Annotated in this window: 20 protein-coding genes; 1 reads left to right on the top strand and 19 read right to left on the bottom strand. The window is 37.1% G+C overall.

The features are described from left to right. Nucleotides 1–7: 7 nt before the first annotated feature. The 7 genes from fabG to M1D73_RS19890 form a co-directional block, all read right to left on the bottom strand. The gene (fabG, locus tag M1D73_RS19860; protein ID WP_000911773.1) at nucleotides 8–748 is read right to left on the bottom strand and encodes a 3-oxoacyl-[acyl-carrier-protein] reductase; all 741 of its coding nucleotides are present in this window, start codon (nucleotides 746–748) and stop codon (nucleotides 8–10) included. Then, entirely contained in the window at nucleotides 748–1,692 is a 945-nt protein-coding gene (gene fabD, locus M1D73_RS19865) for an ACP S-malonyltransferase (protein WP_000515899.1), read from the bottom strand. Before fabD ends, fabG begins: the two co-directional genes overlap by 1 nt. A 14-nt stretch (nucleotides 1,693–1,706) precedes the next feature. After that, nucleotides 1,707–2,699 (bottom strand): phosphate acyltransferase PlsX, encoded by a 993-nt coding sequence (gene plsX, locus M1D73_RS19870; protein ID WP_000684100.1) that lies wholly within the window; start codon nucleotides 2,697–2,699, stop codon nucleotides 1,707–1,709. After that, nucleotides 2,696–3,289, bottom strand: a complete 594-nt coding sequence (gene fapR / locus M1D73_RS19875; protein WP_000747348.1) for a transcription factor FapR — start codon at nucleotides 3,287–3,289, stop codon at nucleotides 2,696–2,698. The genes plsX and fapR overlap by 4 nt, the downstream gene beginning before the upstream one ends. Nucleotides 3,290–3,377: 88 nt before the next feature. Next, entirely contained in the window at nucleotides 3,378–5,426 is a 2,049-nt protein-coding gene (gene recG / locus M1D73_RS19880; protein WP_001000816.1) for an ATP-dependent DNA helicase RecG, read from the bottom strand. A 290-nt stretch (nucleotides 5,427–5,716) separates the two neighbouring features. Next, complete coding sequence (locus M1D73_RS19885; RefSeq protein ID WP_000027129.1) at nucleotides 5,717–7,393, bottom strand: DAK2 domain-containing protein; 1,677 nt, start codon at nucleotides 7,391–7,393, stop codon at nucleotides 5,717–5,719. A gap of 22 nt (nucleotides 7,394–7,415) precedes the next feature. Continuing rightward, complete coding sequence (locus tag M1D73_RS19890; protein ID WP_000021109.1) at nucleotides 7,416–7,778, bottom strand: Asp23/Gls24 family envelope stress response protein; 363 nt, start codon at nucleotides 7,776–7,778, stop codon at nucleotides 7,416–7,418. Nucleotides 7,779–8,154: 376 nt separating this feature from the next. On the opposite strand from M1D73_RS19890, the gene rpmB reads away from it, so the two are divergent. Then, nucleotides 8,155–8,343, top strand: a complete 189-nt coding sequence (gene rpmB / locus M1D73_RS19895; RefSeq protein ID WP_000124776.1) for a 50S ribosomal protein L28 — start codon at nucleotides 8,155–8,157, stop codon at nucleotides 8,341–8,343. A gap of 73 nt (nucleotides 8,344–8,416) precedes the next feature. On the opposite strand, the gene spoVM is transcribed toward rpmB, so the two are convergent. The 12 genes from spoVM to coaBC all read right to left on the bottom strand — a co-directional run bounded on the left by spoVM (nucleotide 8,417) and on the right by coaBC (nucleotide 21,308). After that, nucleotides 8,417–8,497: a stage V sporulation protein SpoVM gene (gene spoVM, locus M1D73_RS19900; RefSeq protein WP_001213599.1), complete on the bottom strand. Its 81-nt coding sequence runs from the start codon at nucleotides 8,495–8,497 to the stop codon at nucleotides 8,417–8,419. A 66-nt stretch (nucleotides 8,498–8,563) separates the two neighbouring features. Beyond that, nucleotides 8,564–9,244, bottom strand: a complete 681-nt coding sequence (locus M1D73_RS19905) for a thiamine diphosphokinase (protein ID WP_002026234.1) — start codon at nucleotides 9,242–9,244, stop codon at nucleotides 8,564–8,566. Nucleotides 9,245–9,312: 68 nt separating this feature from the next. Beyond that, entirely contained in the window at nucleotides 9,313–9,957 is a 645-nt protein-coding gene (gene rpe, locus M1D73_RS19910; protein ID WP_071741402.1) for a ribulose-phosphate 3-epimerase, read from the bottom strand. 2 nt (nucleotides 9,958–9,959) lie between these two features. Further along, entirely contained in the window at nucleotides 9,960–10,841 is an 882-nt protein-coding gene (rsgA, locus tag M1D73_RS19915; protein WP_065212078.1) for a ribosome small subunit-dependent GTPase A, read from the bottom strand. Between the two features lie 246 nt (nucleotides 10,842–11,087). After that, on the bottom strand, nucleotides 11,088–13,061 hold the full coding sequence (gene pknB / locus M1D73_RS19920; RefSeq protein ID WP_000904747.1) for a Stk1 family PASTA domain-containing Ser/Thr kinase: 1,974 nt from the start codon (nucleotides 13,059–13,061) through the stop codon (nucleotides 11,088–11,090). Nucleotides 13,062–13,069: 8 nt separating this feature from the next. Further along, on the bottom strand, nucleotides 13,070–13,822 hold the full coding sequence (locus M1D73_RS19925) for a Stp1/IreP family PP2C-type Ser/Thr phosphatase (protein WP_000648703.1): 753 nt from the start codon (nucleotides 13,820–13,822) through the stop codon (nucleotides 13,070–13,072). 4 nt (nucleotides 13,823–13,826) lie between these two features. Beyond that, nucleotides 13,827–14,915: a dual-specificity RNA methyltransferase RlmN gene (gene rlmN / locus M1D73_RS19930; RefSeq protein WP_000450540.1), complete on the bottom strand. Its 1,089-nt coding sequence runs from the start codon at nucleotides 14,913–14,915 to the stop codon at nucleotides 13,827–13,829. A gap of 4 nt (nucleotides 14,916–14,919) precedes the next feature. Next, nucleotides 14,920–16,254 carry a 16S rRNA (cytosine(967)-C(5))-methyltransferase RsmB gene (gene rsmB, locus M1D73_RS19935; protein WP_001249666.1) on the bottom strand — a complete coding sequence of 445 codons (1,335 nt, stop codon included), beginning with the start codon at nucleotides 16,252–16,254 and terminating at the stop codon, nucleotides 14,920–14,922. Continuing rightward, a complete protein-coding gene (fmt, locus tag M1D73_RS19940) occupies nucleotides 16,251–17,195 on the bottom strand; it encodes a methionyl-tRNA formyltransferase (protein ID WP_000598804.1) in 945 nt (314 codons plus the stop codon). The genes rsmB and fmt overlap by 4 nt, the downstream gene beginning before the upstream one ends. Nucleotides 17,196–17,218: 23 nt before the next feature. Next, on the bottom strand, nucleotides 17,219–17,689 hold the full coding sequence (gene def / locus M1D73_RS19945) for a peptide deformylase (protein WP_000279455.1): 471 nt from the start codon (nucleotides 17,687–17,689) through the stop codon (nucleotides 17,219–17,221). 11 nt (nucleotides 17,690–17,700) lie between these two features. After that, the gene (gene priA / locus M1D73_RS19950; RefSeq protein ID WP_121868058.1) at nucleotides 17,701–20,106 is read right to left on the bottom strand and encodes a primosomal protein N'; all 2,406 of its coding nucleotides are present in this window, start codon (nucleotides 20,104–20,106) and stop codon (nucleotides 17,701–17,703) included. After that, nucleotides 20,103–21,308 (bottom strand): bifunctional phosphopantothenoylcysteine decarboxylase/phosphopantothenate--cysteine ligase CoaBC, encoded by a 1,206-nt coding sequence (coaBC, locus tag M1D73_RS19955; RefSeq protein WP_000911750.1) that lies wholly within the window; start codon nucleotides 21,306–21,308, stop codon nucleotides 20,103–20,105. The genes priA and coaBC overlap by 4 nt, the downstream gene beginning before the upstream one ends. Nucleotides 21,309–21,426: the final 118 nt, after the last annotated feature.

A 21,426-nucleotide genomic window follows, 5' to 3' on the forward strand; every position in this document is an offset into this window, starting at 1 on the left:
TCTTTTATTACATTACCATACCGCCATCAACATTTAACGTTTGACCTGTAACATATTTGCTTTGATCAGAAGCAAAAAACGTTACAGCATTCGCGATATCTTTCGCTTCACCAAATTGAGCAGCTGGAATAACTTTTAACATTTCGGCTTTAATATTCTCATCTAGTACATCCGTCATATCAGTCGCAATAAAGCCCGGCGCAATTGCATTCACTGTAATATTTCGACTTGCTAACTCTTTTGCAGATGTTTTTGTTAATCCAATAACACCCGCTTTAGCAGCAACATAGTTAGCTTGTCCTGGGTTTCCTATAACACCAACAACCGAAGCGATGTTTATAATTCTACCGTGACGTTGACGCATCATATAACGAGATACTGCTTTTGTACATAAGAATACACCTTTTAAGTTTGTATTAATAACTGTATCCCATTCTTCTTCTTTCATACGCATTAATAAATTATCTTTAGTTACACCAGCATTATTTACAAGAATATCAACTTGTCCAAATGTATCTACTGTTTGTTTCACCATATTTGTAACATCATCAGCATTTGCAACATCTGCTCTTACCGCAATTGCATCAGAACCTAATTTTTTAATTTCATCTACTACTTCATTTGCTTTTTGTTCATTACCAGCATAATTTACTACTACATTTGCCCCTTGTTTCGCTAAATCAATCGCAATCGCGCGACCAATTCCACGTGAAGCGCCAGTTACTAATGCTACCTTCCCTTTTAACATCAGTTTTCTCCTCTCAAATTTGAAATGGTATCTTTTAATGTCTCTTCATCGTATATCGCATATGCTTTTACTGATGAATCAATTGACTTCATAAGTCCAGCAAGTACTTTTCCAGGTCCAATTTCAATAAATGTATCTACTCCCTGGTTCACCATATATTCAATAGACGGGTACCATAATACAGGCGAATAAAGCTGTTCGATTAACTTTTCTTGAATGTCTGCACCACGTGTAATAACTTCCGCCGTAACATTTGCAATAACAGGAATATTCGTGTCATGAATTGTAATTTCATTTAAAACACTTTGGAACTTCTCAGCTGCCGGCTTCATAAGTGAAGAATGGAATGGCCCACTTACTTTTAGTGGAATCGCTCTCTTTGCACCATTTTCTTTCGCTCTTTGAGAAGCAACCTCTACGCCTTGCTTCGTTCCAGAAATCACAATTTGCTTCGTACTATTCATATTAGCGATTTGCACTGCATATCCTTCACTTGTTACTTCTTCTGTAACTTGTTTCAGCATATGTGGGTCAGCACCTAATATAGCTGCCATTGCGCCTTCCCCGCCCGGAACAGCTTCTTCCATATATTCGCCACGTTTCCTTACAGCATATACAGCATCTTCAAAAGTTAATGCACCAGCTGCTACAAGAGCACTATATTCACCTAAACTATGACCAGCGACAAAGTCAGGTGTAATGTCATACTCTTTCAAAGCTGTCAAAATAGCAAAACTCGTTGTTAATAATGCAGGCTGCGCATTTGTTGTTAATGTAAGCTTTTCCTGCGGTCCTTCAAAAATCACTTCTGAAAGTGAATCTTCCAACACCTCATCTGCTTTTGCAAACACTTTTGCAACCTCTTTATTATTCTCTGCTAATTGTTTACCCATTCCAACTGCCTGTGAACCTTGGCCCGGAAAAAGAAATGCTATTTTTCCCATTTCAAATCCTCCTCTTATTGGAGTGACTCTTTCTCCATTACGCTTGAAATCGTAGGAATTACTTCTTTCGCTACCATTTCTCTCGTTTGACGAATCGCACTAAATATCGACTGATCATTAGAAGAACCGTGAGCCTTAATGACAGGTGCTTTCAATCCAAATAATGCAGCTCCTCCATACTCCGAATAATCCATTTTATCTTTTAATACCATAAGTTTTGGCTTTAATACCGCCGCTGCTAATTTGCTCGTAAATGAACTCATTAACTGTTCTTTCAACATAGAGAATAGCGCAAGTGCTGTTCCCTCTAATGATTTCAACGCTACATTCCCTGTAAAACCATCACATACAACAACATCTGCTACACCTTGCAATAAATCTCTTGATTCAACGTTCCCCACGAAATTAATTGGCGCATCTTTAAGCATTGCAAATACTTGCTTTGAAAGCTCGTTTCCTTTTCCATCCTCTGTTCCAACGTTCAATAGTCCAACGCGAGGATTTTCAATTCCTCTTACCTTCTCAGCATAAACAGATCCCATTACTGCATATTGATATAAATGAATTGGTTTTGCATCAACATTTGCTCCAACATCTAACATAACAAAACCTTTTCCATCTACAGTTGGCATTGTAGGCGATAAAGCTGGTCTCTCAATTCCTTCCATACGACCGACTACAAATAATCCAGCTGCCATTAAAGCTCCTGTACTACCTGCGGATATACAAGCGTCTGCTTCTCCATCCTTTACTTGTTGTGCCGCAAGCACCATTGAAGCTTGTTTTTTTCGACGAACCGCTCTTACTGGTTCCTCCGTTGATTCTATTTTTTCGTCTGTATGAAGAATAGTAATTCGTTCATCACTCGTTAAGTATTGACGAATTTCCTCTTCTTTCCCTACTAACGTAATATGTAAATCAGAATATTCCTTAATAGCTTTCATTGCCCCTAATACTACAGCCTTTGGAGCGTGATCTCCGCCCATTGCATCTATTGCGATTTTCATAAGTTGTTACCTTCCTCACTATAATTACTAGATCGATACATTTCAAAAGTGCCTGTAAAAACAAGTTCTTCTCCAACGAAGCTACGCACTTTGACAACCGTCCGTCCTTTATCATTCTCTACATCTTCAACGCGCGCTTTTGCAACAACACGCTCTCCTAATTTTACAGGGCGAATGTATCGAATGGTAGACTTTGCAGTTAAAGCTAATTCTTCATCAATAACCGCAACAGCTAGTGAGTTTGCTTGCGCAAACAGATGATGCCCACGAGCGATTTGATTTCTTTTAAATACATGTTCTATCTTTACTTCAAAGATAGAGATTGCATGTCTATCTAATTCAATATCAATAATTTCTCCAACAACCTCTTCTAACGGTAAAGATTTCACATCTTCTTCATGTTGCTTTGTAGCTACATGTTTAATTCTCTCTCTTAATTCAGGAATAGACAATTCCATACGATCAAGTCGTACCGTTTGTATACTCACTTGAAATTTTTCCGCTAAATCTTCATCCGTAATAAAAGGATTTGATTCGATTGTTTGTTGTAATAACTCTTGTCTTTCTTTTTTACTTCTTCTTTTTTTCATACCGCACCATCCATTTTTATGACTAGGTACTAACAGTAGTATATAATCATTAAAAGTAGAATGCAACAAAAACTTTTGTTGACTCCCTTTAATCGAGCTTCTCTCCTTGGAACACACCTGTCCCATCAAGATACGTACGCAAGGCAGCATACTGATCATTGTGCCAAAACGCTTCTGAATCTACTAGTATCGCCGCATCTTGCCTTGCCGTTTCTAACGCTCGATAATCATGTACCATGTCAGCAACCTTAAATTCTGGTAAGCCACTTTGCTTACTCCCAAAGAAATCTCCAGGACCTCGTAATTCTAAATCTTTTTCTGACAATACAAATCCATCATTTGTTTCAGTCATTATGCGCATTCTTTCTTTCCCTGTTTCTGATTTAGGGTCTGCTATTAATAAACAATATGATTGTTCACTACCACGGCCGACACGCCCTCTAAGCTGATGAAGCTGCGATAAACCGAAACGTTCTGCATCATAAATAACCATTACAGTCGCATTCGGTACGTTCACACCTACTTCAACAACTGTTGTCGATACAAGAATTTGTACTTTATTTTCACTAAACTGTCCCATTATCTCTTCTTTTTCCTGAGACGATAATCTCCCATGCATCAATCCAACTTGGCATTTCCCTTGGTAATGATGCGTCAGCATACTATGTAAGTCGATAGCATTTTGCACATCAAGTTTCTCAGATTCTTCAATTAGAGGACAAATAACGTATGCCTGTCTTCCTTTTTTTATCTCCTTTTCAACGAAGCCGAGAACGCGATCTAACATATCATGTTTTGCCCAGTATGTTTCAATCACCTTTCTACCTGCTGGCATCTCATCGATTATCGAAACATCCATCTCTCCAAATGCAGTAATTGCAAGCGTACGCGGAATTGGTGTCGCTGTCATAAATAATACATCTGGACTTTCACCTTTCTCCCGTAAAACTCGGCGCTGCGCTACACCAAATCGATGCTGTTCATCTGTAATAACGAGACCCAACCTATGAAATATAACTTCATCTTGAATTAAGGCATGCGTTCCAACAAGAATATCTATTTCTCCTTGTTCTAACTTCGCTAAAATTTCTCGACGTCTCGCCCCTTTAACAGAACTTGTTAACAGTTCCACCTTCATACCAAAATGCGAAAACGTTTCAGCAAGCGACTGATAATGTTGCTCAGCTAAAATTTCTGTAGGAACCATTAAAGCACCTTGATAATGAGCTAATTTCGATGCATAAAGACCAATCGCAGCAACAACTGTTTTCCCAGAACCAACGTCACCTTGCAATAGTCGGTTCATCCGATAAGGAGATGTCATATCTTTCAAAATTTCATCTACAACTCGGCGCTGCGCACCCGTTAACGGAAACGGCAGTGCATCGATAAATTCTTGTAATTCTGCTGACGGAATCTCTTTCTTCGTCCCTTTTGAATTTTCCCTCTCCATTTTCCGGAGCGTTTGCATTTTCAGCTGAAATAAGAAAAATTCTTCATATACAAAACGGCGACGCGCTTGCTTCAAATCTTCCTGTCCTACCGGAAAATGCAATGCCCTGAGCGCTTCATATCTTGGTAATAATTTATATCGCCCTAACAAACCATCCGGTAACACTTCGACTATAGAATCTCCATATTCCTTTAACGCTTGAGCAATAAAACGACGCATCTGTTTTACTGTAAGTTTCCCCTTTACTGAATAAACAGGTTCCACTTCTTGTTGACGTACAACCGGTCCAAAATGAAGTTCTGATACAGCAATTGTTTGACGATGTTGATCCCATTTACCAGTAATCGTTATCGTTTCATCTAACTTTAATTTTTGCTTATAGTAAGGCCTATTAAAACATACCGCCGTAATTAAATAACGACCGACGAGAACACGAACTGTTAAACGCGATTTCTTCTTACCATAATATTGCAGCAAAGGAGCACTATGAACCTTCCCTTCAACCGTTACACGTTCATCATGCTTTACTTCAGCAAGATCTTTCATCGCATAATCTTCATAACGGTACGGAAAATGTTCTAATAGATGAGAAACTGTATAAATACCCATCTCATGTAGTAACTCAGATGTTTCTCCTCCGATCCCCTTTACATCCGTAACAGGAACTTGTACAACATCATTCAAGATTCTCACACCCCGTCACATTATTTTCTTTATTGCATTTTATTTGAGTACCAATTAGCATCTGTAATCGCTCTCTTTCACCTTATATATTCTATCATAGGCATTCTAAGAGAAACTACTCAAATCCCTTATATAAAACAAGTAAAAAAGAGCCTCACTATTAGCAGCAAGGCTCTTTTCTCTCTTCAATATGCTAGCCTTTTGAATAAAAACTAGTAATAAACTTCATATTACTACTTCTTATCCATTAGCAAGTAAGTAATCCATTTATTTTCAAAACGAATCTTATCTTATTCTACAGAGAAGATGAAAGAATACACTGGTTGGTTTCCAGCATGTACTTCTACTTCTGCATCTTCAAATTTCTCTTCTACAAATTCAACTAACTCCGCTACTTCTTCATCAGTTGCATCTTCCCCTTGTAGAATCGTTACGATTTCAGAATCTTCATCAATAAGCGCTTCTAGTAATTGCTTCGCAGCTCCTACTTTTTCAGCATTTGTAGATACAATTTTCCCATCTGCAATACACATGAAATCATCTTTTTGAATTGCTACACCATCAATTTCCGTATCACGTACAGCATACGTAATTTGACCTGTTTTCACATGAGATAAAGCTTCTTGCATGTTTTCTTCATTCTCTTCTAACGTTCCAACTGGGTTAAATGCTAACATTGCTGCCATACCTTGAGGAACTGTTTTCGAACGAACAACAATAACTTCTTGATCTACAACTGATGCCGCTTGTTCTGCTGCCATTACAATATTTCCGTTATTCGGTAAAATAATGATTTTTTCAGCATTTGCTTCTTCAATTGCCTTCACGATATCCTCCGTACTTGGATTCATCGTTTGACCACCTTCGATAACTTTCGTTGCGCCAATGCTCTCAAATAAAGTTTTAATACCAGAACCCATAGCTACAGTTACGATACCATATGGTTGTTTTTCTTTCGATTGAGCTGGTTGCTCAGGAACCATAGTAGGTTCATCTAACAAAGCAGTATGCTGTTCACGCATATTTTCTACTTTAATCTTAATTAAACTACCGTATTTTTGCCCGTAGTTCATAGCGTCTCCAGGATGTTCTGCATGGATATGAACTTTTACAATTTCATCATCAGACACAACTAGTAGAGAATCACCATATACACTAATATCTTCACGGAATTTTTGTTCAGAGAAATTATGCTCTTTCACCTTTTCAGCCTCTAATTTCACCATGAACTCCGTACAATATCCATACTTAATATCTTCTGTACTCAATTGGCTTTGTACACTACGGTGATGTTCTGCGCGTACCATTTCATTCATAGATGGTTGCGTCGGTGCATCAGAAGAAATCGTTTCTCCTTTTAAGTCAGCTAAAAACCCTTCGTATACCACTACAAGACCTTTACCACCGCTATCTACAACGCCAACTTGTTTTAATACAGGTAATAAATCTGGCGTACGATTTAACGATGCGTTTGCTTCTTTCACAACGTCTTCCATAAACAAAACAAAGTCGCGCTGTTTTTTCGCAACTGTTACTGCATATTTACCCGTTTCTCTTGCAACCGTTAAAATCGTTCCTTCAATCGGTTTCATAACCGCTTTATAAGCCGCCTCTACTCCAGCTTCTAGTGCTGCAGCAAAATCAACTGTTGTTAATTCTTCTTTTTGTTCAATGGATTTAGAGAAACCACGGAACAACTGAGATAAAATAACTCCAGAGTTACCACGAGCTCCCATTAATAATCCTTTGGCTAAACTTACGCCGACTTTACCAGCATGCTGTGAAGGATTTGCTTTCACTTCACGCGCACCTGAAGTCATAGATAAGTTCATGTTTGTACCGGTATCGCCATCTGGAACTGGAAATACGTTTAATGCATCAACAAGCTGAACATTATTTGTTAAATTATTCGCTCCTTGCATGATCATTTGTGATAAACGTTTTCCATCAATTTTTTGAATTGACACAGATTTTCCTCCTTAATGCACATTACAAGTTTATTACTTTAACTCCTTGTACGTAGATGTTTACAGAATCTACTGCTAGTCCTACAGTTTGATCTAATGTATATTTCACTTTCGTCTGCACATTATGTGCCACTTCTGAAATTTTCGTACCATAGCTCACAATAATATACATATCAATATGTACTTCATCTTCATCTTTACGAACAATAACACCTCTAGTGAAGTTTTCTTTTCGTAAAATGTCTGTTAATCCATCTTTTAACTGATTTTTTGATGCCATACCTACGATACCGTAGCAATCTACCGCGGCACCTCCAGCAATTGTTGCAATTACATCTGTACTAATATCAATTTGACCGTACTTCGTTTTAATTTCAATTGACATCTCGTTTCCCCCTTCATAAATGGTGAAAGTGAGCTAGACTACTTTAGTTACTATCATATAATCTTTTTAAAGAAAATTCCATCGTTCTTTCTTTTCACTCTCATATTTTATGTTTTAAATTACACTTTTTTATGATGAGCAAAATAGTCCATTGTTATTATACAACATGTACCACTATAATATGTCAAGCAATTTTTATGGATTTCAACTTTTCTTCATTGACATATAGTGTCAAGTAAATTTTCTTGATTTCTTTTTTCTACGGTGTTGCATTCTCTTTTTAGTTGTGTTAAATTATAGTAGTGTTTTTAGCATCGCATAAAAGACTAACATTGAAAAATTACGTATGGTAAGGTATCAAGGGAGGGAAATATAAATGGCTCGTGTTTGTGCTATTACTGGAAGAAAAGCTCGTTCTGGTAACTCTCGTTCTCACGCAATGAACGCTACAAAACGTAAGTGGGGCGCTAACCTTCAAAAAGTTCGCGTACGCATCGACGGAAAAGTTCAACGTGTTTACGTTTCTGCTAGAGCATTAAAATCTGGCAAAATCGAACGTGTTTAATAATAAAAAAAAGAGCCGATAGGCTCTTTTTTTACTATAACAATGGAAAAAGCACCGGTGATAGGTGCTTTTTTTAATCTTTTTTGAAGGTATTTAACATTGCACGAACAATTCCACCAAGAAATTTAGGTAACTTAATTGTATAAAATCTCATGGTTTCCCTCCTAATCCCCATTACTCCACTTGGTCACTATATGATGTAAGGAGCAAAATTGTTTCTTCAATCAGTGCTTCTTATCAACATTAATATGCCAGAAGTAAATGAAAAAGTACCTTTTTCCTCAACGAGTTCGTTACTAATACAAAGTGTTGATCCCCACTCTATTGTTTTATTAGTAAGCGGGTACTTAAAACCAAACAATGTAATCCCTTCCACTATTTCAGTAACTGGTACAAAAGATACATAAGGAAAATTTTTATTTTCTTCAATTATATGTGTACCCACTTTTTTAACTGTTATTTCATTTTTATTGTCCACAATACACATTTCTATCTCTACTTCTAACCCTTTTAAAAGCATCTGTATATTTGCCAAACCGTGATCAAGCCTTCCACCGGTAGCACCAAAAATACGAATTAGTGCCGGCTTCTGTCCTAATGCCCAGTTAATTGCAATTTCTAAATCCGTTTGATCTTTTTCTCGCGGAACAATATGTAATTCGTTCGTTTGCTGTCCCATCCATACTAATTCTTCTTCGGTAACTGAATCGTAATCTCCAAACGCAACAGCCGGTGTAATCCCTTTCTTTAATAGACGGTATACTCCCCTATCAACCGCTGCCCACACTACTTCCTCATCCTCATATCGAGCAAAATCTGCACAATATTCCGAAGGTCCTCCTGCCAAAATATGAATAATCATTTTTTCTTCCCCTTCCATTGTAAAAAGGCAATCTGCCATTCGGTAGATTGCCTTTTTACATATTTTTACGCTATCCTATGAATACCTTACTAGGATAAAGTTCATCACTACCCACGAATTAAGCGAATTGCTTCACCGCGGTCTTTTTGATTGTATACTGCTGATCCAGCTACAAGTACATTTGCTCCTGCTTCCACACAAAGTCTTGCTGTTTCAGCATTTACACCACCATCAACTTCAATTTCTACTTCTAGATTGCGCTCTTTCACCATGTCTGCAACTTGTTTAATTTTCGGTAATACAGAATGGATAAACTTCTGTCCACCAAATCCAGGGTTTACTGTCATAAGTAATACCATATCTATATCTTCTAATACATGCTCAATTACTGAAACTGGCGTATGTGGATTTAATACAACGCCCGCTTTAATACCATGAGATTTAATTAACTGAATTGTACGATGTAGATGTGGACACGCCTCTACGTGAACAGTAATAATATCCGCTCCCGCTTGTGCGAAAGTCGGGATATAGTTATCAGGATTTTCAATCATTAAATGTACATCTAATGGTAATGATGTAATTGGACGGATAGCTTCTACAATTAACGGTCCAATCGTAATATTTGGTACGAAATGTCCATCCATTACGTCAACGTGAATGTAATCCGCTCCACCCTTTTCTACATCTTTAATCTCTTCCCCTAATTTTGAAAAATCTGCTGATAAAATCGATGGTGCAATTTTAATCATAACTAATACCTCGGCTTTCTCTCTCTAATTTCTTCTACGAATTGTTTATAGTTCTTATAGCGATATTCTGTAATCTTCCCTTCTTCAACCGCAGCTTTCACCGCACATTTCGGTTCAGAAAGATGTGTACACCCTCTAAATTTACAGTATTGGCTCGCTTCTTTCAACTCTGGAAAACAATATGTAAGATCTTCTACTTCTATATCAATGAAATCTAGTGAACTAAAACCCGGTGTATCTGCTACTAGTCCACTTCCAATTGCAATTAATTCTACGTGTCTTGTCGTATGCTTCCCGCGTCCTAAATGGGAGGAAATATCATTTGTTTTCAGCTCTAATTCTGGACGTAGCACATTAAGCATTGAAGATTTCCCCACACCAGATTGACCCGCAACGACAGAAACACAATTTTCTAAGTATGGTTTTAATATATCAATACTTTCTGACGTATTAATAGAAGTAAATAAAACATCATAACCCATCTCACGATAATCATTCGCATAAGCTTCAACAGTTGCTTTCATCTTTTCATCTACTAAATCCATCTTGCTAATACAAATAATTGGCTTAATGTTATGATATTCAATCAGCACTAAAAATCGATCTAACAGTCCAGGATTAAAATCTGGTTCTACTGCAGAGAACACAAGGATCGCTTGATCGACATTAGCAATAGGAGGTCTAACAAGTTCATTTTTTCGATCAAACACTTCAAGCACATAACCATCAGTTGGATTATCTGCCTGAAAAACAACTTGGTCTCCTACAAGTGGTGTAATTTTATTTTTTCTAAATACACCTCGTCCACGACATTGCGTAACCCCTTCTTCATGCTGCACGTAATAAAACCCACTTAAAGCTTTTATAATTTTTCCTTCTGGCATAGAATTCTCCTTTTTTGTATAAGGTGATGCTGAATTTAAAAATGAATGGATTTAAATTTTCTAAATAACGATTTCAAAACCTACCATATATACTTTCGCTAATATACATTAAATTTCCCATTAAATGCAAAAAAATATTTACAGCTGCATCACTTTACTAGCTTTTTGAATCATATATTTTTGCCTGCTATACCGTCCACTTTGTAGACAGCATAACAGGCAATAATAATAAGTAGACTTTCACTATTATTGAGTTGGATATGGTACTTCTTTATCAATAATCGTTACTCCATCTCGTACAATTTTATAGTGTCCCTTTGAACCCTCTTGAATTACAAATTCTAAAGAAATAGTCGCTGATTCAGTAATTGTTCTCGTTTCAACCGGTCTATCCATTTTTTGCTGCATGTCTTCTTTATAAATTTCTATTGTTTGCGGCTTTTTTTCACCTGTTACAGCAGGCTCATATGGGATAGAGATATTGTCCAATTTTACCGTTTTAGTCACTTTAGGCTTTTGACCATCAGAGATAATAATAGTTACTTTATCTCCCTCTTTTAATGGTGTACCTGGTTTTGGAAATTGCGAAATTACAAGTCCTTTTTCGACTGTATCTGAATACTCTCGTTTTATATCTGACGTTAGTTTTCTCTCATTCAAATAACCAGTTACACTATTTTCAGTCCACCCCGAAAAGTCACCTGGTCTAATTTGATAAGGACCTTTACTTACCCAGATTTTCAGTTCTTGCTCCGCTTCTATAACCATTTGATCAGGCGTCGGAATTTGCTCTACAATTTCACCTTTCGGCTTATCATTTTCAATATAATTTACTGTAACTTGTTTATATTTTTCTTCTAACTCAGCTTTTACACTCTCAAAGTTTTGCCCTGTGAAATTCGCCATCTTACTTTTCTTTTTCCCACCTGATTGATAGATAGTAATTTTAGCGTTTTCTTTTACGACTCTTCCTGCTACAGGGTCCGTTTTTATTACATCCCCAACTTCAACATCATCTGTATATACAATATTAGGCTCCGTCACCTCAAAGCCCTTTTCTACTAATGTATTTACAGCTGTCGTGTATTTCATACCAGCCACATCAGGAACTTTCACATCTTTCGGAATAAATAATCCTGGAATAACCGTAAGCGCTAATGTTATTCCTATTGCTAAAAATAAAAATGTTGAAATTAAAACTTTAAGCCACTTGTTACTCCGTTTTTTCTTCTTATCTAACTCAGCTGCTTCTGCTCTTATCGGTTCTTCCACCTTACTCCCTTTTAAAACAATCGTTTCATCACTTACATTTTCAAATAATTGTTCTTGTTGAATAATTGGAATCGCTTTCGTCGCTTCCATATCTTCTGGTATGTAAAACGGTTGCTCATTTATCCTCTCTGGATATAGCGCAGTTTCAATATCTCGCTTCATCGCATTGGCAGATTGATATCGATGGAACGGATCTTTTGCAGTTGCTTTTAATATAATATTTTCAACACTTTGCGGAATATTTTCATTCCATCTTTTTGGTGATGGGATTTCACTTTGTAAATGTTTTAAAGCTATAGCAACAGCAGATTCGCCAGAAAACGGTTGTCTTCCTGTTAACAATTCAAACATAACTATCCCAAGAGAATAGATATCTGATTGTTTATTTGCTATCCCGCCACGTGCCTGTTCTGGTGATAAATAATGGACTGAACCGAGCACTGAATTTGTATGTGTAATTGTTGTTGCACTTGTAGCTGTCGCAATTCCAAAATCTGTTACTTTTATTATTCCATCAGCTCGAATTAAAATATTGTGCGGCTTTATATCACGATGCACAATTTCAAAATGATGGGCGTGTGCCATAGCGGATGTTAACTGCTCCATAATATCAAGAGCTTCTCCTATAGGTAACATCCCTCGCTCAATTATGTATTGCTTCAATGTTTGCCCTGGTACATATTCCATGACAAGATAGTATATACCATCTTCTTCTCCGACATCATACATATTCACAATATTTGGATGCGACAACGTTGTAACAGACTGCGCTTCTCGATGGAAACGTTTAATAAACTCTTCGTTATTTGAGTAGTCGAGTCTTAATATTTTTACCGCTACATCTCGGCCAAGTATATCATCATGAGCTAAATATACATTGGCCATTCCGCCACCACCAATCATTTTCAGCAGCTTATAACGGTCATTTAAGCGTTTTCCAATCAGCACGTTGCACTTCACCTACTTTCGTTTGTCGAACCCGCATAATCAATAAGAACAAGTGTGATATTATCTTCTCCACCGCGATCATTTGCCAATTGAATGAGACACTGCCCTTTACCTTCAAGCTGTTCATTTAACTGTAAAATTTGTCGCATATCATCAATAGAAACTTTGTTTGATAACCCATCAGAGCAAAGAAGTAATTGATCATCTTCCTCAATCACCAACGTTTTAACATCTAACCCAACTTTTTCTTCTGTTCCTAATGCTCTTAATAACACATTCTTTTTCGGATGATACTCTGCGTCTTCCTTTGAAATTTCACCATGTTTCACAAGCTCATTTACAAGCGAATGATCTTCCGTTACTAGCGTCATTTCTCCTTCTGATACCATATAGCAACGACTATCTCCTATATGCCCTATTGTCACAAAGCTTGGTGTACAAACAGCTATTATAAGCGTTGTTCCCATACCATTACATTCTGCATTTTGCTGAGCATATTCATATATACGCTCATTAATAATCCCAACACTAGTATGTAACCATTGTTCTACTTTTTTCGGCTCATTCATATTATGTGTTTGCTTCCAATAATCATGGAATAATTGAATGGCCATCGAGCTAGCTACATCACCAGCTCGATGACCTCCCATTCCATCTGCTACTACCGCTAATACATTTCCATCTAAATTGTGAAAAACTCCTGCACTATCTTCATTATGTTGACGAACTTTTCCTTTATCCGATAGAAATACGGCTTTCATCTCGTCACCTCGTCTCTTCTTTGCGCTCCTTCGCACGCAACTGACCGCAGGCTGCATCAATATCATGACCTTGTTCACGGCGAATCGTTACATTCACTCCACGATCTTTTAACGTTTTTTCGAACAAGAAAATTTGTTCACGTGGCGTACGTACATAATCACGTTCAGGTACGTAGTTTACCGGAATCAAGTTCACATGACATTTTACACCTTTTAAGAGCGCAGCAAGCTCTTCAGCATGCTCTACTTGGTCATTTTCTCCTCCAAATAATCCATATTCAAAAGTAATACGACGCCCTGTTCTATTTACATAGTATTTAATAGCTTCCATTAAATCTGGTAATTTATAAGCACGGTTAATCGGCATTAATTTTGAACGTAATTCTGAGTTTGGAGCATGCAATGAAATCGCAAAATTAATTTGTAGATCTTCTTCAGCAAACTTATAAATTTTCGGGATAATTCCACTCGTCGAAACAGTCATATGTCTCGCACCAATATGAAGTCCTTTTTCATGGTTAATGATGCGTAAGAATCCCATTAAATTATCATAGTTATCAAATGGTTCTCCAATCCCCATAACAACAAGAGAACTTACACGTTCTTCTGTTTCATCAAGCGCACGCTGAACTTCTACTACTTGCGCTACGATTTCTCCAGCTTCTAGGTTTCGCTTTAATCCACCAAGTGTCGAAGCACAGAACGTACACCCAATACGACAACCAACTTGCGTTGTTACACAAATGGAATTTCCATATTCGTGTCGCATTAATACCGTTTCAATAGAATATCCGTCATATAATTGGAATAAGAATTTAATTGTTCCATCCGAAGACGTTTGTTTTACTAACGTTTTTAAAGTAGTAATATCAAAGGAATTCGACAATTTATCACGCAATCCTTTAGAAAGGTTTGACATATCCTCATAATTTTTTACACGTTTTTTATATAACCAATCAAAAATTTGTCCAGCACGGAACTTCGGTTCTCCTTGTTCCTTTAACCAATCTTGCATTTCATGAAGTTGTAAAGAGTAAATTGATGGTTTCTTCGTTTCTAAATTTTTCTTTTGTTTTCTTACAGTCGTTTCCATGATGCTACACCTTCTTCCTTAAACAAGCAATATAAAAGCCATCCGTCGCAAAATAATGCGGTAAAATTTGCACTTGACCTTCATCAATATACGGAGTTAATTTTTCTGGCATACGCTCTTTAAGCGTAGTATCCCATTCAAATTCAGGATGTTCTTGTAAAAATTTCTCTATTACTTGTTCATTTTCTATTTTCTCAATTGTGCACGTACTATAAACAAGACGACCGCCTTGTTTTAATAATGGTGCTATTTTTTCTAGTATTGCAATTTGAATCGTCGATAATCTTTCACTATCGCCTTTATCTTTTCCTAACTTAATATCAGGTTTACGTCTAATTACACCAAATCCAGAACACGGTGCATCTACCAATATTTTATCAAACGTTTCATTTGCAAAGTGCTCTTGCACTTTTCTAGCATCTAGCGCTTTAGTTTCGACATTTTCTAGACCAAGTCGCTCTGCTTGCTGTTTAATTAAACGTACTTTGTGTGCATGTAAATCAAGGGACATGACCTTACCAGTTCCCTTTAATCGTTCCGCGATATGCGTTGTTTTTCCGCCTGGAGCAGCACAACTATCAAGAACTGCATCTCCCGTATTCGGTTCTAAAGCGCGTGCTACCAGCATAGAACTTTCATCTTGAATAGAAAGAAATCCTTTTTTGAACGCTTCTGTATGCGCTACATTTCCTCTTTCAATCTGAATAGCATCATCTGATAAGTCACCACGTTTTGCTTCTATACCTTCACTTGCTAACAACTCAATCGCTTCTTCTACAGTTACCTTATCAACATTCACACGCGCTGTTGGTACAGGGGGTAACATGTTTACTTCGCACATTTTTTCTGCAGTTTCTAAACCGTATTCTGAAGTCCACTCTTGGACAAGCCAAACTGGATGACTTGTTGTAATTGCAAGACGTTCTACTGGATCCTTGATTTCATCTACAGAAGGTACACCTTCTCTCTGAATCGAACGTAATACACCGTTCACCATACCAGCAATTCCTTTATGCCCGCGACGCTTTGCAATCTCAACCGCTTCATGAATAGCCGCTCTTTCTGGCACTCGGTCTAAATAAATCATTTGATATAAAGATAAGCGAAGCAATACTCTTACCCACGCCTCAACCTTCTTTTTTAAAAAAGGCTGTAAATAATAATCTAATGTGTCACGACGTTGAATCGTTCCATATACAATTTCAGTTAATAAACCAATATCTTTTCTATCAATTGCACTTTTTTCAATTAGATTATTTAAAAGTAAGTTGCTATATGCACCACTTTTTTCCACTTGAATTAAACCATCAAGAGCTAATTCACGAACATTTTGTCTCATGCATTTTCTCCTAACTTCGTTCCAATTTCAGGTTTTGTTCCACGTAAAAATTGTGAACAACTCATACGCTTTTTACCAGAAGGTTGCAATTCAGTAATTTTAACACCTGTTTCATTACTCGTTGCTACAACAAAACCATCTTCTTCGATTGCAACAATCGTACCTGCTTCAGCCGGTTCAGTTATAGGCACTTTTTCCCCCCACCATACTTTAACAACTTGTCCTGCTAAAGTTGTATAAGCAACTGGCCATGGATTCAATCCGCGAATGTGATTGTATACTTCTTCACCTGTTTTTGTCCAATCAATTTTCTCTTGCTCACGTTTTATATTGTACGCAAACGTTACTTCTTCTTCGTTTTGTTTAATCGGTTCTAACTTACCTTGAATTAATAAAGGCACTGTTTTAGATAGAAGGTGTGCTCCTGCTTCACTTAATTTATCAAATAATGAGCCTGTCGTTTCACGCTCTTCAATTTCAACTTCCACTTGCGTTAAGATATCACCAGCATCCAATTTTTCTACCATATACATAATTGTAATACCTGTTTTTTCTTTACCTTCCATAATTGCATAATGAATTGGTGCACCACCACGAAGTTCAGGAAGTAAAGAAGCGTGAACATTAATACACCCATACTTTGGTGCTTCTAAAATTTCATTTGGTACAATCTGCCCAAATGCAGCTGTTACAATTAAATCTGGCTCTAATGCCAATACTTTTTCATATTCATCTTTTTCACGAATTTTTAACGGCTGTAACACAGGGATACCATGTTTTTCCGCTTCAACTTTAACAGGTGTAGGTGTTAATACTTTTTTTCTACCTACTGGACGATCAGGTTGCGTCACAACACCTACTACCTCATAGCCATCTTCAATAAGACGACGAAGCACCGGCACTGAAAAGTCCGGTGTTCCCATAAACACTACTTTTATCATTTAAAAACCGCTCCTTTTAACACCTATTCTAGTTCGTTTTCTTCATAATATCTTGTCACTTTCGATGTAAATAAAACACCGTGTAAATGATCAATTTCATGTTGAATTGCACGCGCTAAAAATCCTTCCGCTTCTAATAAGAATACTTTCCCACGGCGATTTTGCGCTCTTACTTTAATATAATCGGCACGTTCTACTTCACCATAAAGTCCCGGGAAGCTTAAACAGCCTTCGGGACCTACTTGTTCACCACGTTTTTCTAATATTGATGGATTGATTAACTCGATTTTCCCAGTATCATCATCGACATCAACAACCGCTACTTGCAAGCTTACACCTACTTGAGGCGCAGCTAAACCGACTCCGTCCGCAATTAACATTGTTTCATGCATATCTTTCAACAATTTCACTAACTTTTTATCAAAGTTAATTACTCTTTCGCATGGTGTTTCTAACACTTCATTTGGATGCTTTATTATTTCTAAAACTGCCATATTTCCCTCCGCTACATTAACATTGTTGGATTAAAATCAATTGAGATTTGTAGCTCTTTTTGCATTTCTGCTTGATAATGTTCATTTACCATTTTGAGCACGTTCTTTAAGTTTGGTTCCCGTTTGTATTTTATCATGCATTGATAACGATATCTATCTTTTATCCTTGGAATCGCTGAAGCAACTGGTCCTAGCACCATTGTTTGCTGTGAGCAATGCGTTCGTAAATACGAGGCAATTTTTTCCGTCACTTGTACCGCTTTTAATAATTCTGGATGAGATACAGTTACGAGTACAACATAGTAATATGGGGGATATTGTCTTGTTCGTCTCATTTGCATTTCTTGGTCAAAAAACACATCATATTGTTGGTTCTTCGCTAACTCTATACTGTAATGTTCTGGCGTATACGTTTGAATCACAACTTCCCCTGGCAATTCATGTCTACCCGCTCGTCCACTTACTTGCGTCAATAACTGATATGTCTTTTCACTCGCCCGAAAATCAGGTAAGTGAAGCATCGTATCTGCAGTTAAAACCCCAACGAGCGTTACTTTCGGAAAATCTAATCCTTTAGCAATCATTTGTGTTCCAAGTAATATATCTGCTTTTTCTTCCCCAAACGCCTTTAATAATTTTTCATGCATTCCTTTTCGACTTGTCGTATCTACATCCATTCGAATGACTCGCGCCTCTGGAAATAGTTTTGTAATTTCTTCTTCTACCTTTTGTGTACCTGTACCAAAGAAACGAATGTATGTACTTTGACAAGCTGGACACTCAGTTGGCATATTCTCTTCGTAACTACAATAATGACATTTTAAACGATGATTCATTTTATGATATGTCAATGAAATATCACAATGCGGACATTGGACAACATACCCACAATCACGGCACATAACAAATGTAGAATGACCTCTTCTATTTAAAAAGAGTACCATTTGTTCTTTCTTTTCTAATCGATCTGCTATTTTTTCATGCAGCGCCTTAGAAAACATTGATCGATTCCCGTCACGAAGTTCTTCTCGCATGTCAACAATCTCTACCGTTGGTAAAGCTTGTTCATTCATACGTTTTTCCATTGTTAATAGTTCATAAACACCTTTTTTCGCCCTTGCAAACGATTCAAGTGTTGGTGTCGCACTACCAAGAACGATAGGACATTTATGATATTGTCCTCTCCAGACAGCTACATCTCTTGCATGATACCTCGGATTATCTTCTTGTTTGTAACTTGATTCATGCTCTTCATCAATAATAATAATCCCTAAATTCTCAAAAGGCGCAAAAACAGCTGAACGCGCACCAACTACAACTTTCACTTCTTTTCTTAAAATCTTACGCCACTCGTCATACTTTTCTCCAACAGACAACGCACTATGAAGAACTGCAACTTGCGAGCCAAACCTACCTTTAAAACGATCCACCATTTGGGGCGTTAGTGCAATTTCAGGAACAAGAACGATAGCTTCTTTTCCTTTCTTGAGCACTGCTGCTATAGATTGTAAATATACTTCTGTCTTTCCACTTCCTGTAACACCATATAGCAAAAATGGATTATAAGTTTCATTTGTAATTGATGATAAAATCGGTGTAATAACTTGTTTTTGTTCCTCCGTAAGTGGAAATGGTTTTGTTTGTTCAAAATCATCATCGTCATACGGATTTCGGTATACTTCCACATACTTTTCTGAAATGAATCCCTTTTTAACAAGTGCTTTTATTGGAGCATCTGTTATTTGTAACTCTTCTGTAATTACTTTCAACGGTGTACTTTTATAATTTTCCACAAAATAATAAAGTACATCTTGTTGTTTTTTACTTTTCAGTTCAAATGCCGCTAATTCCAATTTATCTTCTGGCAACTCCGGCTGAACCACTCTTTGCTTCTTCTTTTGTACTTTATCTTTCACTTGATAAACGACTTCAACCGTACCATTTTTAATTTCTTGCTGAATAGTTCGGTATAAATGTGGCTGTTGCTCGATTACTTCAAAATCAATTGCTTCTTTATCCTGAAATAAATATAGTATTTCTGGTGCTATTTCTTCCTGTTTACAAAGTTGTAGACGTTTTTTATACGTTGCTTTTATCGCAGTTGGAAGCATCACTTGAAAAGCTGAAATCATGTAGCATAACGTTTCACTTGTAAGCCAATATCCAAGCTTTAATAATTCATCATTTAAAACCGGTGTTACATCTAATATTTCATGGATTGTCTTTAACTTCTTACTTTCTACATCCACCGAATCTTTAATCCCAATAATAAAACCTTGCAATTTTCTTGGCCCAAACGGAACTACCACACGCATTCCTGTCTGTACAATACCTTCCCATTTTTTAGGAATAATGTAATCAAATGGTCGATCTGTCTGACGGGCAGGTACATCAACAATTACACTTGCAAATTTCATAAACGATCATCTTCTAACATCATTTCAATTTGCTTCAATATTTCACGAGCTACCTCTTTTTTCATTAAAAGTGGCAACTCAATAACTTTTCCATCTTTTCTATACATTGTTACAATATTCGTATCCGTGCCAAATCCAGCTCCTTGCGCTTTTACGTCATTCGCGACAATCATATCTGCATTTTTCTCACGTAGTTTTTTCGTTGCATATTCCTCTACATTTGTCGTTTCAGCAGCAAAACCGATAAGTAACTGTTTATCCTTTTTCTGACCTAATGTTTTTAAAATATCCACCGTTCTTTCAAGTTCAATGACAGCATCACCATTTTGCTTTTTCATTTTATTCTCATGCACATATTTCGGACGATAATCTGCAACTGCTGCTGTTTTAATGACAACGTCTACGTTTTGATAATGTTGAAGAACTGCTTCTAACATATCTTGTGCAGATTCCACTTGCACTGTCGTTACATGTAACGGTGGATTTAATGCTGTCGGTCCTGAAACGAGTATAACATCAGCGCCTAAATTCGCTGCCACTTCCGCAATCGCATACCCCATTTTCCCAGAAGAAAAATTCGTCATAAAACGAACTGGATCAACCTTTTCACGTGTTGGGCCAGCAGTTATTAATATTCTTTTTCCCTGCAATGGTTTGTGTTCTGAGAAAGCTTCCTCTAACCGTGCAATAATTGCTTCAGGTTCTTCTAGTCGTCCCTTCGCTACATATCCACATGCTAAAAAGCCTTCCCCAGGCTCAATAAATGTATATCCTAGCGTTTTCAATGTCATCATATTTTTTTGAACTATTTTATTTTCATACATATGCACATTCATAGCAGGCGCAATCCATACCGGAGCTGTAGTAGCTAACAAAGTAGTTGTAATCATATCATCTGCAATACCACCAGCTAACTTTCCAATACAATTGGCAGTAGCAGGTGCGACAAGTACAACATCCGCCCAATCTGCTAAATCAATATGAGCAATAACAGCTGAGTCTTTCTCATCGAATGTATCCGTATATACATCATGGCGAGAAAGCGCTTGGAATGTAAGAGGCGTAACAAACTTCATTGCCGACTCACTCATCATTACTTTGACAATCGCGCCAGATTGTGTCAATTTACTCGTTAACGCAGCTGCTTTAAAAACCGCAATGCCTCCTGTTACACATAAAAGTATCTTTTTCCCTTTTAGCATATGACTCGTCCTCTTTCTTTTTCAAACTTATAATACTGAAATAGAATTCTCAGCTCGTCAGTACCGATATTTCATTCCTTTCGTAAAAAAATAACAACCTACTTGTAAATAGGTTGTT

It is taken from the genome of Bacillus sp. PK3-067, assembly GCF_056738645.1.

Excerpts from the sequence above, each read along its gene's own strand:
- fapR (WP_000747348.1), bottom strand. The coding sequence starts at position 3,289 with ATGAAAAAAAGAAGAAGTAAAAAAGAAAGACAAGAGTTATTACAACAA.
- M1D73_RS19890 (WP_000021109.1), bottom strand. The coding sequence starts at position 7,778 with ATGTCAATTGAAATTAAAACGAAGTACGGTCAAATTGATATTAGTACA.
- def (WP_000279455.1), bottom strand. The coding sequence starts at position 17,689 with ATGGCAGTTTTAGAAATAATAAAGCATCCAAATGAAGTGTTAGAAACA.
- fmt (WP_000598804.1), bottom strand. The coding sequence starts at position 17,195 with ATGATAAAAGTAGTGTTTATGGGAACACCGGACTTTTCAGTGCCGGTG.
- spoVM (WP_001213599.1), bottom strand. The coding sequence starts at position 8,497 with ATGAGATTTTATACAATTAAGTTACCTAAATTTCTTGGTGGAATTGTT.
- rsmB (WP_001249666.1), bottom strand. The coding sequence starts at position 16,254 with ATGAGACAAAATGTTCGTGAATTAGCTCTTGATGGTTTAATTCAAGTG.
- coaBC (WP_000911750.1), bottom strand. The coding sequence starts at position 21,308 with ATGCTAAAAGGGAAAAAGATACTTTTATGTGTAACAGGAGGCATTGCG.
- plsX (WP_000684100.1), bottom strand. The coding sequence starts at position 2,699 with ATGAAAATCGCAATAGATGCAATGGGCGGAGATCACGCTCCAAAGGCT.
- priA (WP_121868058.1), bottom strand. The coding sequence starts at position 20,106 with ATGAAATTTGCAAGTGTAATTGTTGATGTACCTGCCCGTCAGACAGAT.
- rpmB (WP_000124776.1), top strand. The coding sequence starts at position 8,155 with ATGGCTCGTGTTTGTGCTATTACTGGAAGAAAAGCTCGTTCTGGTAAC.
- fabG (WP_000911773.1), bottom strand. The coding sequence starts at position 748 with ATGTTAAAAGGGAAGGTAGCATTAGTAACTGGCGCTTCACGTGGAATT.
- M1D73_RS19905 (WP_002026234.1), bottom strand. The coding sequence starts at position 9,244 with ATGGCAGATTGCCTTTTTACAATGGAAGGGGAAGAAAAAATGATTATT.
- rlmN (WP_000450540.1), bottom strand. The coding sequence starts at position 14,915 with ATGGAAACGACTGTAAGAAAACAAAAGAAAAATTTAGAAACGAAGAAA.
- fabD (WP_000515899.1), bottom strand. The coding sequence starts at position 1,692 with ATGGGAAAAATAGCATTTCTTTTTCCGGGCCAAGGTTCACAGGCAGTT.
- M1D73_RS19925 (WP_000648703.1), bottom strand. The coding sequence starts at position 13,822 with ATGAAAGCCGTATTTCTATCGGATAAAGGAAAAGTTCGTCAACATAAT.
- rsgA (WP_065212078.1), bottom strand. The coding sequence starts at position 10,841 with ATGCCAGAAGGAAAAATTATAAAAGCTTTAAGTGGGTTTTATTACGTG.
- rpe (WP_071741402.1), bottom strand. The coding sequence starts at position 9,957 with ATGATTAAAATTGCACCATCGATTTTATCAGCAGATTTTTCAAAATTA.